Source organism: Lysinibacillus capsici, from assembly GCF_003367505.1.
Lineage (GTDB): Bacteria > Bacillota > Bacilli > Bacillales_A > Planococcaceae > Lysinibacillus > Lysinibacillus capsici.
Genome location: NZ_PXXX01000019.1, coordinates 204,374 through 220,344, shown reverse-complemented (window position 1 = coordinate 220,344; position 15,971 = coordinate 204,374). Strand labels below are relative to the sequence as shown.

Here is a 15,971-nt window from a genome sequence, read left to right as displayed (position 1 = left end):
AAAAAGGCGTGATAGTCTCTACCACACCCTCCTCAATTAAAACTCTACATCATATTTAACTAATATTTCCTTCGCTTTAGCAAAAGTACTCATATCTAATACATCATCCGTATCTAGCATTGTATCAAATTGATCGTCAATTTCTGCAATCAATGCCATATGAGCAATTGAATCCCATTCTGGAATTGTATTATAAGCTAGGTCCTCTGTAACTTGATTAATATCAATCCCAAGTGCTTCTACAAAAATTTCACGTAATTTCTCTTCATTCGTCATAAATTATCCCTACCTACTTCAAATTGTATATATAGTATTTCGGCTATTTCTATTTAATTATAATACAAATGTTGATTTAAATTTATGGAATTTTGTACACTCCATCCAATCAGAAGCTAAAAGTTCAAAGTACTCTACATTGTGAAATTGATCGTATTTATAAATATGATCTTTAAATGTTGCAACATGTGTAAAACCATAGTGCTTATGCATTTTCATCATGCCATCATTTTCTTGCATGACTTCTGCATATACCTTATTTAAACCAAGTTCAAAAAAGGCAAAATTATAAAGATAAGGGTGAATACGACCCGCGATAATCGAATAATTTAAATCGCCAATGTAATAAGCAAATGATGATTTTTTATTCGTTCGATCCAACTGATTTAGTGAAATTAAACCAATTGGCGTATTTTTAACTTCAATTATCCAGTAATATTGTGTATCATCATTGGAAATTCTCTCAAACCATTTATATTGGTTCGCTAAATCCTTTTCTATATCCGTATACATATATTGTGTCACATGCTCACTTGTACGCCATTCTAGCACAAGCTCTAAATCGCGTTCCTCTAATTTACGAAATGAAATCAATAATCTCAACTCCTATATAAAAGGCATGGTTTAAATCACCATGCCTCCATCTACACCTATAACCTGTCCTGTTACATAAGAAGAATAATCTGAAGCTAAAAATAAAATGACATTAGCTACTTCTTCAGCGGTACCAATACGACCCATTTTAATTTCTGATAAACGTTGCTCATATTTCTCTTGTGATAATTGCTTTGTCATATCTGTCTCAATAAACCCTGGTGCTACTGCATTTACACGGATATTATAAGGTGCTAGCTCTTTAGCAGCAGAATACGTCGCACCAATTACCGCTGCTTTACTTGCACCATACACTGTTTGCCCAGCATTACCAACTCGACCAATAATCGAGCTCACATTGACAATTGTCCCTGATTTTTGCTTCATCATTAAGCGTGATGCATATTGCATATGGTAAATAACAGCTTCAGTATTAACAGCTAAAGTATGAGACACCTGCTTTTCATTGACCATCCCAAGTAGTGCATCATCTAAAATGCCTGCATTATTAACAACAGCATCTAGTTGCCCAACATTTTTCTTAATCCACATAAATGCTTTTTTTATAGCATCAATATCGCAAACATCATAGCTTAATATATGAACCGATGCACCGTATGCCATTAGTTCATTTTTTATTTCTATCAGCCGCTCTTCATCACGACCGTTTACAATAATCGTAAACTTTTGTTTTGCTGCTTGTACAGCTGTTGCATAACCGATACCACGTGTGGCGCCTGTGATGAAAATTGTTCTGCTCATTCTTCACTCATCCCACCTATTTCAGTTGTTATTCTTTAGTATATCTTATTTATAAAAATAAGCTTTATAAATACCTCAATAAATTTTCACGCAATTCTCGCTTTGTAAAACGGTACTCACCTTTTCCTTCTTTTAACACTAGTAAATTATTTGTCGCATCCATATAGCCAGGAAATTGCAATAAGGCTTTTTCAAATAGTTTTTGTGCTGCTATTAGATTACTCTTTTTAGCATAAAACACTGCACGATTATTTAACGCTGCACCATGTCTTTCATTCATAACAAGTAGTTGATCTAAACAAACTATTGCTTCCAATTCTAAGTTTTTCTCTATATAATACAGTGCCTGATAAAATAATTTGCTCTCCTTAAATTCTTCATCCGTAACACCTTCCAAATATCGGAATCCTTCATCGTATTGTCGGTACTGATAAAGAAGGGTCACAAAATCTATTAAATTCTTTTGTTCACTAAAGTTTCGGCAAAATACTGCTTCTTTCACATCATCAATCGAATACACATCTAAAACTGCTTTTCCTGCCTCTGAAATTTTTTTCAAGTCTGAAGAAGTATTCATCACATGACGACGGTAATATACATAAGGCTTATCCAAATATACAAACGTACCTGTTCGTGATAAACGTAACATGAATTCTGCGTCCTCGGATATTAGAAAATCTATTTTATAACCACCAATTTCCAATGCTGCATCCCGTTTTAATAACAACCCCGATTGTGTAATAATATAATTGCGCATTAATAACGATCCAAATGTTTCATTAAATGGTAGTTGCTTTCCGAGAAATTCACTATTAGGTAAAATATTGCCCTCTGCATCGGTTTGTACATATGCTGGATGCACACAGACAGGTTCAGGATGTACCTCTTCATATTGTGCCAGTTTTTCAATTTGACTATTTAACAAATTAGGATGAATTGTATCATCTGCATCCATCATCAACACCCATTCATTTCTAGCCTCTAGTAGTCCTTGATTACGTGCCGCTGAAACACCTTGATTATATGGCTGCTGAATTAAGCGAACAATAGGATATTGCTGACTATATTCTTTTACAATTTCAGCCGAACAATCAGAACTACAGTCATCTACAACTAAAATCTCATCTATTGGATATGTTTGATTTATTAAACTATCTAATGTTTCTACTATGTACTTTTCTGCATTATATAGTGGGATTACTACAGAAATATTCATTTATTTACCCCATTCCATATTATCTCTTTCATAAATATATAGTAACACAAAAGGTTATGTTAAGATTTCCTTTTCCCAACATACCCCATAGATACTAATCTAATTTATTAACTTCTTATAAGTTTTCAATGTTGCTGACCTGTTAATTGTTTAAATTCTGTAGTTCGTGTAATATCATAGCTATTTGGCGAGTTAAGTTGTCCAACATTATGGAAGCTCAACATAATTGAAGTCAAATAATTCATCAATCTTACCTGTATTAATAATTTGTCCTTCAAAAGGCTGTCCAAACAAAGTATGTCCATCCTTTGAAATTGTCACAACATCTTAATATTTTGTATTCAACATCAGTTGAATGTTCAGATGATCCAACATCTTTTTATACATCTCTGTATAACCATACTTCGGTATGCCTTGATAATTATCTTAGAAATAACGATTATCCCGTGAAATATAAACAGCAACTCGTCCCGGCACCGTTGGATGAAAATGTATATCCTTTCTACATTTGATGTACAAAATCAATATTTTCTTGATATCTATATTCTTTCAAAATATTAGCAATTTCTTTATAATAACCGCTACACACCAAAATACCTATTCTATCTTTTCTTTGAATTTGTTCTATAGAGTAGATTAGTTTATTCTTTAATAAATGACCTACTTTGCGTTTATCTGAATCAATAAATCCCTTTATTTGTATTTCAAGATGTTCATAGACTTTTTCCCCAGTCGAACCGGCACCCCAAATATAAATCTCTTCTTTAGTATTTATTAATTTTTTGGTATTTTCAGAAACCATTCCATTATCCCTAAAACGTCCTAATTGTAAATATTCATGGTACTCATTTTTAAAAAGATTTTCTGAAGAAATATGCCAAGGTTTAGAAGCACCTGTAAAATGTACTATTGCCGGGTTTGTTAGATTATTTTTGTCGTAATATTCTAATTCAAAATTTGCTGTTTGAATATTCCAAGTGTCTTCCACTATCAAAACCTTATCATATAAAAGAGCATTTAAAGCATCTTGGTCCCAATATTTAAGATTACTCCCCATCTCCTGTATATAGTGTTCTAGAATATTTGTTAAGTTATAATTTCGCCAATATTCAAGATTCATTAATAATACACCTGCATTAAAATAAGAAGCAGCATCTGGTATGCCTAATTCCTTTTTTCGCTCTTGTGCTTTATAATCATAAGCTGCTGCAATAGCTACAGACTCAATGTTTTTATTATATAAATCATTTAATGGCCGCCTTACAATTAAATCGCTATCTAAATACAAAACTTTATCTACATCAATTATTTCTGGGAGTATAATTCTAAAATATGTTTCATAACTAATATGCCCATTTACGAAAAAATTACCAAATTCAAAATTATTCATATTATGCCAAATAAATTTAAAATGTGGGAATTCTATTTTTAATTGATTAAGTTCTAATTCTGTTAAATCAATAAACATAATATGTATAGTAAAATCTTCACCAGGTAATGAATTTTTTTCTATAGATTTTAAAACCACAAAAAAATACGGAATGTATTGTTTATTTATAGCAAACGCAAGATTCATTTTTATACCTCACTTTTGTTATTTCCTCAAAAATTATATTAAAAGATTTTCCGAATCAGGAGTTAAAATTGTTATTTTACTAAAGTCAAATTTTATTTCATTTAAACTTTTCAATATTTCTTGATAGTACATACTACAAATTAATAATTTTATATTATTATTTTCCATAAATAATTGCTGAGGTGCTATAATTTTAGAATCTTCTAAATTAGAACCCCACTTACTTTTATCATTATCTAGAAAACCACTTACTTTCACGTTAAAATATTTTAATATATTAAATACTGTTTTTCCAAACTCTCCTGTTCCAAATATATATATGTCCTCATTATTATTTAATAGATTGTTATTTATAATACTGCTCTCCCAAACTTTCATTTCAAATAAAACATCGAAAAACTCTTTATAATTAACCTGATTATTCAACAAATTCCAAGGCTTGTTTTTTCCAGAAAAGTGTATTCCAAAAGGTCTTTCAGTAATTTCTTCGTATATTTTTTCCGAATAAAACTCACAAAAATTTTCCTTTGTAAAATATAATGAATTTTGTACATTCCATTTAGGATGTAAACGAATCCAATTACCTTTAAAAAAACCATTTAAAACATCTTGATCACCAAATATAATTTTTTCCTTATTTTCTTTTGTGTATTCCGCAAATAATTCAAAATATTCTTTTTCTCGCCATAATGTTAAGTTAATAAGAATAAATCCTGCATTAAAATAATCAAATTTACTATTTAAATCTAATTTTTGATACATGATACCTTCTAAATTAGCGACTGCAGCTATAGGATAACTTCCCAAATCAGTACTCCAAACTTCCATTACATCAGCTTTAAACAACATGTCTGAATCAATGTATAAAACTTTTGAGATAGTTTGAGGTAGTAATTTTGCTAACATTAATCTATATAACGTTTCAACTGTCAAATGATCTGCTACAACAGGAAATACCTGTACATTTTCTTGGTCAATTTTGTAGAAAAAGAATTCAACATAATCAAATTCACTGAAAATTGATCTAATAAATTCCTGATCTTCATTTACTAAATCACTGTGTAATACATGAATTGTTATACTTCTACATTTCGAATTGTTTAAAATTGATTGAATCATAACCGAAAAGTATTTTATATATTTTTTATTTATTGAGCATGCTAAATGCATATTATCCTCCGAAAAATTTTTATATTATTTAAATTTGGCCCAACGAGACAAAATCCATTCCTAATTATATACATTAAAATCTGGACACAATCATTAAAAGTTTAACTTGATATTTACATGTCATCAACACACTCAAAAAGAGTCCTTTCTTTTTTGAATCCTCACGGCACCCATTAGTAAGCGAAAGATTTTCTAATGTAATCATATTGAGAAACTTATATAGTGTTTCGCCTTGAAGATTTGAAAAAGCAGAAATGTGTCGTCTTGCAGTATTGACATCTTTAATCCTAAAATTCTAAGCATATGGACTGTATCTTAAAACACATAGGGGGCTAATAGAAGAGAAAATTCTTATTTGGATAATCATCAACTATCAATCAAACGGTTTTTAAATTATTATAAAGTACTTCTGAAACGATTGGTTGTACCAGAGACTTGTGCTATTTGTACATCTATTTTTATGTTATTTATATGGCATCTCTTTTACGCTTGCAATGCTTTTGTAAAAAAATTAGAGGGGTAAGGATTCTCTATGCAGATACAACAAACAATATATATTTTATTATGGTCTTTAAATAGATTTAATGAAGAAATATCTTAGGAATATTTGTAATTAAAATGTTCATTTGTAGTTATTATCAATAATATTATTATTGATTTGAGTATAAAGTGCTGGAATTCTTTTTAAAAATACATCAAAAACCCCGTTATATTCACATTCTTTTTCCAATGTTTCTAATGATTCTTTACTCAACCATGAGTCCATATGTGAATAATGATGAGTAAATTTAGTCTTTATGCGATTTAATAAACTTAAAGCAAGATATAACTTTGCAAGCTTTAAGTTGTCATCAGGAAATTGAATATCTTTATTGGAAAATTCCAGAATATTACTATAGTAATCGTTTTCAGATTTTGAGACAACACAAAAATTTGAATCGGCATAATAAACACACGATTTAGTAATAACTGTTTTCCCCATGCAAATCGATTCCAAACCGATTGTTGAAGTATTCGGAAGTACAATTTTTGAAAATTTAACCAAATTATACGAGGAAATATTTTCTTTGCAACCAATAAAAATAAAACGTTCTTCCTCGCCAAACTCCTCTATTAAATATTTCTTTAAATCATTTCCTGTTTGAAAAACTTCCTCATGTGGATGTTGTCTCACTACAATGCTTAAATTTGTATTTTTTAAAATAAAACTAATAGTTTTATTTAACCATTCCCAAATATTGTTATTAAAAATATCGTTATTAGCGTATGCTGCACTATCCCAAAAAATATTTAAAGGTATTAAAACATATTCGTTTTTTATTATTCTTTTAAATTCATTACCAATTTCAATACTTAAATATTCTTCCGAAACCCTTAACAAACGTTTTTTTTCTTCTTCGTTCAATAAATTTATCACTATTGAAATATCATTTTGTTGAACTGCTGGTCCCGTTATAGAATAAGAAAATCCGCCCCTCATTAATTCAGCAGATGTAGTGTGTATATTTTTACCAGAACAAATTTTTTCAATACACCCTAACGAATAATGTAAATTAGTTATCGCAAAAACAGTATCAAATTTGTTAATTTCAAAGTAATGGTTAAATTTCTCCGCTAAAGTATATAAATTAATTTTTATTTTTTTATAAACTTCCAATTCTTTTTCATTATAATCCAATACTTTTCGTGTATAAGAAATCATGCTAAAATCAATAACACTATTTATTTCTTCAGTTTGTTGGACAGTTAGACTTTCTCCAGTTATTTCACTTAGTGAATCGTATGGTATACCCCAGTCAATTTTTATCTTTTCCAATAGAATCCTAATTTCTCTTTCGTATTTCTCAAAGTCGATTGATAATTTATCGTTAATATCTTCAAAAATAAATCGTACATCCATACCCTTTTTCTTCAAAAGAATTCCCAGTGCTAAACAATAGTAAGGGGCTATCCATCCTTTCCAATGATGGATGTATATCCCTATTTTTTTACCATTTATTGTTTCTTGCAATAAAGTAGAATCATTATTTAAAAATTGGTAAAACCCTTTTTGATACCTACTAAGTGGAATTTCACTAAGTAATTCATCAGCTATATAGACTTTAATTAAGACTTCAGCATTAATACTTTTTAATTTCTCGATTATTTCATCTTTATAAGAAGAACATATCAAAATTTCTATTTCTCTTTTATTTGCTATGAAAGTATATATATCAATTACTGGTCTATCTAGAAAAGAGGTCTTGTTTGGAGACGTTTCAATAAAGCAATTCACTTTACTTAACAAAGTAAAATCAAAATACTCGTTTATAACATTAAATAAATTACCCGTACCCCAAACATTTATTTTATCGCTATTTCTCAGAAAACAAATGATACTACTGGTTTCTTTTTCAATATGAATTGTACTTTTTAAACTCATTATGTATTAGACCCCTATCTATTTGTATTTTAGTTCAGTCTTACGTTTAATTCATTTGAAGTGAAGGGAGTTCTTATACAGTTCACGGCTTTTTTCGACTGCATTACTTTTAAATGACCCCATTTTTTTATTAATTATAGGCAAAAGAGAAGGAATACATTCTTTCAATAATTAAGCCTTCAGTCATAATAATTTCTTTTGTTTTAAGTTAATTCAAAGAATTCCAGAGAGTCATTTATATGAATTCCCCATTACCACTAAACTAAACCCTATATGCTTAAATCTGCGTACTCCTTGGATTATTTACATTTAAAAGACTATATAAATTTCTCAAGTTAAAGAACGTATGGTCATATTTTTCAAAATCTAAACAGAGAACACTAACAGCCATATATATATCCATAATCTATTTCCCTTATCGTCTAAGAACCTTCTGATTAATGTAATTTGAAAATTAAAACGATAGCATTTTCTTTATTTGTTCACTTTTTCCTTGCTCAGTTATAAAAATACCATGTTCATTTACAACAATAATTGCATTTGAGATTCCAACTACATTTATAGGAATTTTCGTTTCATTAATAATATATGTATTATTTGTATCCTGACTGACTTGAGCTTTTCCTATGATTGACTGGGGGATTTCCTCTAATAAGCTTTCCCAAGTACCAATATCCTTCCATAAGCCATCAAACTTTTTACAATAAATGCTACTACATTTTTCTGTGAATTCGTAATCAAAACTGTTTTTTGGTAATAAATGAAAACTACTCTTCAATTCTTGATAGGATGTTGGAAAATGATTGATTTCTATATTTTTTAATATCTCTTGAATTTTAATAACGAACACACCACTATTCCATACCGCTCCCTTTTGTAAGAGCTCTACAGCAAGGTCTTTAGCAGGTTTTTCGGCAAAACTATTTACTTTAAAGAAATTCTCCTCTTCATCAGGTACAATATAACCGTATTTTGATGTTGGAAATTGTGGTACCACTCCAATCAAACCTAACTTTCCATCAGTTTGTTCAAGCTTATTTGGCATCTTAACAATTTCTTTAAAAAATCGATCCTCTGCATAAGTATCAACCGAAATAAAAGCGATATACTCATCTTCTTTTGCCCCTAAATCCAAGGCATATGTACTAGCCAATAAAATAGCACCATATGTATCTCTTCCACAAGGTTCTACAACGATATTTACTTGTCCAATTTGTTCGTTAATATAATCCACTTGCTTTTCATTTGCTGCAACTATTATATCTTCCCTCTGCACAAGTTTTGATAATTGCCTAAACGTTCTTTGTAACATCGATTCTAATTGACCATTTTCAGCCGGTAATATTTTCACAAATTGTTTTGGTCTATCTTCATTAGACAATGGCCAAAGTCGAGTACCTGACCCCCCAGAAAGCAATACAAACTTCAAATTTCACTTACCCCCTTTTAATGATTTGAATTATGTTTCATTATTGTTTGTGCAATTAAAAAATCTAGTTCATCGTCGATATCAATTCCATTTTTTTTATTCATTAAAAATGCATATGTTTTCTCTTTTAAAAAGTATTGTTTCTCTTCTAAGAAACATTTTTTATTCCAAATATATATCGCACCATTTAAACGATAATAAGTTGGAAGATCCTGACTTCTAATATTTTTATATTTATCATTCATAAAATTATCTAAAGACATATCTTCTGGGAGTTTATTAGCCCACAATGGAGAATGATCACATTCTGAAACAGATATGACTCCATTAGCACCTTTTTCCTCATAATATTGAATTGCATTATCAATATCATGAGAAGTTCTCAAAGGAGAAGTGGGTTGCAATAAAATTATATTCTCTATTTCTTTCATATATTTTTTTTCATAGAATTTGATAGCATGTTCTAAAACTTCTACAGTAGTCGCTACATCTGTACTTAGTTCCTCTGGTCTCTTAAAAGGTGCAGATGCTTGCATTTTCTCAGATATTTCCATAATAACTTCGCTATTTGTAGACACAAGAACCTCTTCGATATATCGACTATTTTTTGCAGCCTCTATTGTCCACTCAATTAATGGGCGACCATTCAAATTTTTAATATTTTTATTGGGCAACCTTTTACTTCCTTTACGCGCAGGAATAATTGCAATATATTTAACTTTATTAATTGCGGTTCACCTCTTCTGCTAAAAAGGATTTAATAAGATCAATTTGTTGAAAAATTTCTTCTTTTTCTAAATTATATACTTCTAAAACAATATACTTATCTTTAAATGGTTTTAAAAATTGTAAAACAGTAGATACTTCAGTTAATTTTGAATTTGTATCATAATACCCATCATTATCGCTAACGTGTATACCAATTATATAATCCCCTAGTTCATCAATTATTTCTTGAATTGGCGCGTTTAATGTATTTTCATTTACTTTTGCATGACCTAAATCAAGTAATAAGTATAAGTTCTCGTGATTTACAAGATCAAAGATTTCTTTTAATCCTTTTGAATCTGTCCCTAAACATAAATGGTTTTCTCCATCAATTAATCCAAATTCCGCTAAAACATTGTTTTCTATGGCAAGCTTTACATTTTGAATAGCTGCAAATTCTACTAATTCTCTTAAATTATTAACAAAATTAGTTAATGCCTCGTTTAATGGGATTCTGGGAAGTTCCATCTGAGATTTATTCCCCAAGTGTCTTCCATCAGCATCGAATGCAAAGCCACAGTGAACTGCATAAAATTCGCCACCTAGTTTTGCAGTTAACATGATTGCTTGTTTACATAAATCAAGGCTTTTATTCTTGATAGTTTCATTATTGGAGCCTAAGTTCAATACAAAAGAAACCTCTGGGGGGGGGAAATAATTATGAACTAAGAGATTCATATCATCTTTTTGCTGTAGTAAAATATCAATTAAGTCCTCCTGATAATTTAAACCTGCTGTCATTTCAAAATTTCTTAACCCTGTATTTTTAAATTTTTTTATTATTTCATGGATATCATTACTTTTAAAGGCTCCACTACTAACATATAGTTTATCCAAAATTCACCCTCCAAAAATATTCAATAATTTCTTTATCTACCTTGGGGTTAAATAAAATCTCATTGTAATATCTCACTGATTCTTTCTTATTTTCATGTTTCATTAATTTTTTTATAGTATCTACAATTAATACATCTTGTACAAAACGATATCGTTTTAAAATATCATCAAATTTATTCATTCCATAATTAGGGAATGTTGCTTGTGATATTTTTTTCCCAGTATCCACTCCCTTATCAACAAAGTGTATTGTAGCACCAAGAAATAAGTCATCTGACTGTACAAGCATTTCTTTTAAAAATAATCCAGGATGAGATGGAAGTACTGAATGGTGAGAATTCAAAATCTTATCTTCATATTCTTTTACAAAATAATCCGGTAATATATATTTAAAACCGCTTAAAATAATATAATCGAATTCTACTTTCTTTAAGATTTCAATACTTTTATGAAAAAATTCTTCTTTATTTTTTTCTACAAATATATCCTGAGAGGAATAATTTGTTAAGTGATAACTTAAAGCTTTTGAATTAATACTGTTTGTAAGAACTTTTACTATTTCAGTTTTAATTAAATTATTTTTATTTGCTTGCTCAATTGCAAAATAATCTCCACCGCTATCTCCAACAACGAACACTAATTTCATATTATTTATCCATCCTATATTTTAAAAAGAAATTTTTATATTTATTATTATTTTTGCTAGAGGTTTGTTGTTCCCATAATCTACATAACTCTTGATAAATTTCTGTATGATGAACTTTTTTACCTATATAAACATCTTTTTCCAAATTACTATACTTTCGTTTAAAACGGAGTAAACTATCTTGTTCATCATTAGTAGTACCGCCACCGAAGCTTAAGTAATTAATATTGTTTGCAATTGAATATTCAATCATTGTATGAAATAACAAATCATTGGGGAAATATTTAGCATAATTGAAGTCAGATGCTCCCAAATGATAAGTAGCTTTATTTGAATCCTCCAAAAGAACTATACTAGCTATAATTCCCTCTTCATATCTAATATTTAATAATTTCACTTTGTTCCCTAACAAGGGTTTTAATTTTTGAAAGTAATTCTCTTGAAAATTATAAAAATTACTCATATTTAATCGTTGAAATGTTTTAGTATATAATCTTTGGAAATCTTCAATATTATCACAATTAGAATCTATCTCAACTATTAACCCATACTTTAGAGCTTTTTTTATATTTCTATACGCATTTTTATTTATAAAATCAAAATCAACTTTATTTGTTAAATCTGCATATACATTCTTTCTAACAAGTATATAACTAACATCTCTGATATATTGTTCTTTATTATTTAAGAAAGGATTTTCTCTAATAAATTCCGCAACTATGTTTGAATCTTTACACCATCCGTCAAACTTTTTATTAAAATCTACTAATAATGTTTGGGAAATTTCTTTTGTATTTGAGATAACTCCTCCATAACCGTAAGCAGATTGAATATCATAATACTTCTCTTTTAAATTGTAGCCCTGAATTTCTTTTTTAAAGAAAGGATACAATAATTTGACTCCCTCTTTTTCAGCATAAACACAAAGAGGCTCTGCTTGCTCATGTTCTTTCCATGTTTTGTAGTAAGCTGGTGAATAATAGATATCTTTAAATTGATCTGGAATAAGGTCTAACTGCTTTTTCCATTCATCTTCTCTCGATAAATCAAATATTTTAAAGATCATAGTCTATCATATCCCATTCCAGAAATTCATCAGCTTTTATATCTACTTTCGCATATTTCCCGATAAATTTATCTATTTCTGTAGGTAGAATTCCCCCACCAGGTCTTTTAGCACCTAAATTTTCTAACGTGAAATATTCACCTTTTTTTATGTCCCTAAGAGAAAACAAACTTTTTCTCATGCTTTGTAAATGTTCACTTTCACTTTTCTTAATTTCTTTAATCCCTGTGCCTAATGCCTTTTCAATCTCTCTAATATTTTGTACCATTTCTGCTAACTCAAAGGGTTCTATCGATGCAATATGATCTACTCCTGGTAAGTTTCTACTAAGAGTGAAATGTTTCTCAATAATCTTTGCACCTCTAGCCACTGCCGCATATGGAATATGTAAACCCTTGGAGTGATCTGAAAGACCAATAGGTACATTAAATAGAGCCTTGTAAGTATCCATTACTTTTAAATTAATATCCTCAATAGGCGCAGGATATTGTGACGTACATTGTAAAACTGCTAACTGCGTGACTCCATTCTCTGTCAAATAATTTATGCCTTGCTCGACATCTTGAATTGTAGAAATACCAGTAGAATAAATTACTGGAAGTTTTGTTTGCCCTAAATATTTAAATAGAGGATAATTCAAAGTGTCTGAGGAGCCAATTTTAATAGCTGGAGTCCCTATATCCACCAGTATCTCTAGAGAAGGAAGATCCGCAGCCATAGACATGAAAATAATTCCTACTTCATCGCAATATTGTTTTAATATCTTGAATTCATCCTTATTGAACTCTAGCCCTTTTGAAAAATCTAATTTGTTTTGATCTGAATCTCTTCCATTGAAATATGAAGGCTTTAGTGAATATTGGCTTTCACAAAACTCAGTTGAAAACGTTTGAAATTTCACACAATCTGCTCCTGCTTTTTTAGCCTCATCAATTAACTTAATAGCTAACTTCATATCACCATTATGATTTACCCCTGCTTCTGCAATTATGAAGCAAGGAGAATTTTCATCTACTTTTCTATTTTGAATATTTAATTGTCTTTTCAAATCAATCACCTTTAAAATTATTTAATTAAATCTGCCATAACCATTTTTTCAACCAATTTAGTAAATGATGTTTTTGGCGCCCATCCTAACTTTTCTTTAGCCTTAGTACTGTCGCCTAATAATAAATCTACTTCTGTTGGCCTAAAGAATTTAGGGTCTACTGCTACAATTGTTTTACCAGTATCAGTATTAATGCCTACCTCATTAAGCCCTTGACCTTCCCATTTAACATTTATATCAAGTAACTTGAAAACCTCATCTACAAATTCCCTTACAGTTCTAGTTTGTCCTGTTGCAATAACAAAATCTTCTGGTTTTTCTTGTTGGAGCATTAGCCACATTGCTTCAACATAGTCTTCAGCATATCCCCAATCACGCTTTGCATCTAAATTCCCTAAATATAAGCAATCTTGAAATCCCTCTTTAATTTTGGTTGCTGCAATTGTAATCTTACGTGTTACAAAAGTTTCTCCTCTTAAGGGTGACTCATGGTTAAATAAAATTCCGTTACAAGCATAAATATTATACGCTTCTCTATAATTCACTGTAATCCAGTATGCATATAACTTTGCCACAGCATAAGGACTTCTAGGATAAAATGGTGTGTTCTCAGTTTGAGGTGTTTCAATCACTTTTCCATATAGTTCACTAGTAGAAGCTTGATAAAATTTTGTTTTTTTCTCCAGTCCTAGGATACGTATTGATTCTAAAATTCTTAATGTGCCAATTCCATCTGTATTAGCAGTATATTCTGGAGTATCAAAAGAAACATGTACATGGCTTTGTGCTGCTAAATTATAAATTTCATCCGGTTTGATTTCAGAAATAATACGAATAATATTGGTTGAATCACTTATATCCCCATAGTGTATTTTAAAATTTGGTTGTTCCAATAATTCTTCAATTCGATCAAACTTTTCTAAAGATGAACGTCTTACTAGACCATGTACGACATAATTTTTATTTAATAGAAACCTAGCCAGATATGCACCATCTTGACCAGTCACACCTGTTATTAATGCAATCTTCATCGTTTTTCTCCTAATTTATAGACAATTTGATTAATTTTTTCACAAATAGACTGTATATCTTGCTCATTTAAGTCTAAATAAGTAGGTAAATTCATACCTTCTTCAGATAATTTAAGCGTATTTATATTATCTGCCTGACTATAGTTTCTATATATATCCATTTTTGACAAAGGTATGAAGAACTGTCTAGTTTCAATTCCTTCTTCTAATAGTAATTTTTTTAATTTATCCCTGCTAATATTTTTAACTAATACACTAACTAACCAACAAACTTTTCCTTCTTTTTGAGGTTGGAAATCAATAAATGGATTATTTATTAAATATTTTTTATATAAATCCTCTATTTTTTTTCTTTTTTCAAGAAACGAAACTATTTTATTTAATTGCCCTAATCCTATTGCTGCTTGAAGATTAGTCATTCTGTAATTATAACCAACAAAATCATGGAAATATTTTCGCTTTGGATTCATCCCATGATCCCGCAATATTTTCAATCTTTCAGCAATTCCCGCATCCTTTGTTAAACAAATTCCGCCCTCTCCTGTTGTAATTATTTTATTTGCAAAAAAGGAAAAGCAACTAATATCACCAAACGCTCCAACTTTCTTGTTATCAATATGTGCACCATGTGCCTCTGCACAATCTTCTATTACATATAGTTGATGCTCTTTCGCTATTTTTAATATTTCTATCATATTACAAGGCTGACCATAAATATGAACAGGAATAATAGCTTTGGTTTTAGGGGATATAGCTTTTTTTATTTCTTCTGTAGAAATACACCATTCATCATTAACGTCTATAATAACTGGCGTTGCACCTGAGTGTAATATTGCATTAATTGTCGCTGCAAATGTTAGATCTGGTACTATAACTTCATCATTTTCACCAATATTTAGAGCTTCTAATGCCAAATGAATAGCAGTTGTACCATTGGAAACTGCTACACCATAATCTACTCCTATAAAACGAGCAAACTTTTCTTCAAAATCTCTTATATATTTCCCATTACTTGAAATCCAACTAGAATCAAATGCATCGATTAAATTTGCTCTTTCCTCATCAAATAATTTAGGTACTGAAATTGGATATATAATATTAGACGCTCGCATATTTTTCCTCCCAAAATT

The 15,971-nt window shown here is 29.8% G+C and carries 16 protein-coding genes; all 16 read right to left on the bottom strand.

The features are described from left to right. Positions 1–36: 36 nt before the first annotated feature. Positions 37–276, bottom strand: coding sequence for an acyl carrier protein (locus tag C7B89_RS18285; protein WP_115674265.1), 240 nt, complete (start codon positions 274–276; stop codon positions 37–39). Positions 277–333: 57 nt separating this feature from the next. Further along, the gene (gene pseH, locus C7B89_RS18280) at positions 334–870 is read right to left on the bottom strand and encodes a UDP-4-amino-4,6-dideoxy-N-acetyl-beta-L-altrosamine N-acetyltransferase (RefSeq protein WP_158539195.1); all 537 of its coding nucleotides are present in this window, start codon (positions 868–870) and stop codon (positions 334–336) included. Positions 871–900: 30 nt separating this feature from the next. Then, complete coding sequence (locus C7B89_RS18275; RefSeq protein WP_115674263.1) at positions 901–1,632, bottom strand: SDR family NAD(P)-dependent oxidoreductase; 732 nt, start codon at positions 1,630–1,632, stop codon at positions 901–903. Positions 1,633–1,696: 64 nt separating this feature from the next. After that, positions 1,697–2,848, bottom strand: a complete 1,152-nt coding sequence (locus tag C7B89_RS18270; protein WP_115674262.1) for a glycosyltransferase family 2 protein — start codon at positions 2,846–2,848, stop codon at positions 1,697–1,699. A gap of 327 nt (positions 2,849–3,175) precedes the next feature. After that, positions 3,176–3,235 (bottom strand): hypothetical protein, encoded by a 60-nt coding sequence (locus C7B89_RS23320; RefSeq protein ID WP_244205709.1) that lies wholly within the window; start codon positions 3,233–3,235, stop codon positions 3,176–3,178. Positions 3,236–3,350: 115 nt separating this feature from the next. Beyond that, positions 3,351–4,424, bottom strand: coding sequence for a glycosyltransferase family 8 protein (locus tag C7B89_RS18260; RefSeq protein WP_115674261.1), 1,074 nt, complete (start codon positions 4,422–4,424; stop codon positions 3,351–3,353). A 33-nt stretch (positions 4,425–4,457) separates the two neighbouring features. Continuing rightward, positions 4,458–5,594, bottom strand: a complete 1,137-nt coding sequence (locus C7B89_RS18255; RefSeq protein ID WP_115674260.1) for a glycosyltransferase family 8 protein — start codon at positions 5,592–5,594, stop codon at positions 4,458–4,460. Between the two features lie 622 nt (positions 5,595–6,216). Continuing rightward, positions 6,217–8,016 carry a capsular polysaccharide export protein, LipB/KpsS family gene (locus C7B89_RS18250; RefSeq protein WP_115674259.1) on the bottom strand — a complete coding sequence of 600 codons (1,800 nt, stop codon included), beginning with the start codon at positions 8,014–8,016 and terminating at the stop codon, positions 6,217–6,219. Between the two features lie 454 nt (positions 8,017–8,470). After that, the gene (locus C7B89_RS18245) at positions 8,471–9,445 is read right to left on the bottom strand and encodes a sugar phosphate nucleotidyltransferase (protein ID WP_115674258.1); all 975 of its coding nucleotides are present in this window, start codon (positions 9,443–9,445) and stop codon (positions 8,471–8,473) included. A gap of 17 nt (positions 9,446–9,462) precedes the next feature. Next, positions 9,463–10,146: an acylneuraminate cytidylyltransferase family protein gene (locus C7B89_RS18240; protein WP_279629547.1), complete on the bottom strand. Its 684-nt coding sequence runs from the start codon at positions 10,144–10,146 to the stop codon at positions 9,463–9,465. Between the two features lie 22 nt (positions 10,147–10,168). Continuing rightward, entirely contained in the window at positions 10,169–11,050 is an 882-nt protein-coding gene (locus C7B89_RS18235) for a sugar phosphate isomerase/epimerase family protein (protein WP_115674256.1), read from the bottom strand. Then, entirely contained in the window at positions 11,043–11,696 is a 654-nt protein-coding gene (locus C7B89_RS18230; RefSeq protein WP_115674255.1) for a formyltransferase family protein, read from the bottom strand. The genes C7B89_RS18235 and C7B89_RS18230 overlap by 8 nt, the downstream gene beginning before the upstream one ends. Position 11,697: 1 nt before the next feature. Beyond that, positions 11,698–12,762 (bottom strand): GNAT family N-acetyltransferase, encoded by a 1,065-nt coding sequence (locus tag C7B89_RS18225; RefSeq protein WP_115674254.1) that lies wholly within the window; start codon positions 12,760–12,762, stop codon positions 11,698–11,700. Then, positions 12,752–13,810, bottom strand: a complete 1,059-nt coding sequence (locus tag C7B89_RS18220; RefSeq protein ID WP_115674253.1) for an N-acetylneuraminate synthase family protein — start codon at positions 13,808–13,810, stop codon at positions 12,752–12,754. The genes C7B89_RS18225 and C7B89_RS18220 overlap by 11 nt, the downstream gene beginning before the upstream one ends. Before the next feature lie 17 nt (positions 13,811–13,827). Beyond that, positions 13,828–14,841, bottom strand: a complete 1,014-nt coding sequence (gene gmd / locus C7B89_RS18215; RefSeq protein WP_115674252.1) for a GDP-mannose 4,6-dehydratase — start codon at positions 14,839–14,841, stop codon at positions 13,828–13,830. Next, a complete protein-coding gene (locus C7B89_RS18210; protein ID WP_115674251.1) occupies positions 14,838–15,953 on the bottom strand; it encodes a DegT/DnrJ/EryC1/StrS family aminotransferase in 1,116 nt (371 codons plus the stop codon). The genes gmd and C7B89_RS18210 overlap by 4 nt, the downstream gene beginning before the upstream one ends. Positions 15,954–15,971 lie beyond the last annotated feature (18 nt).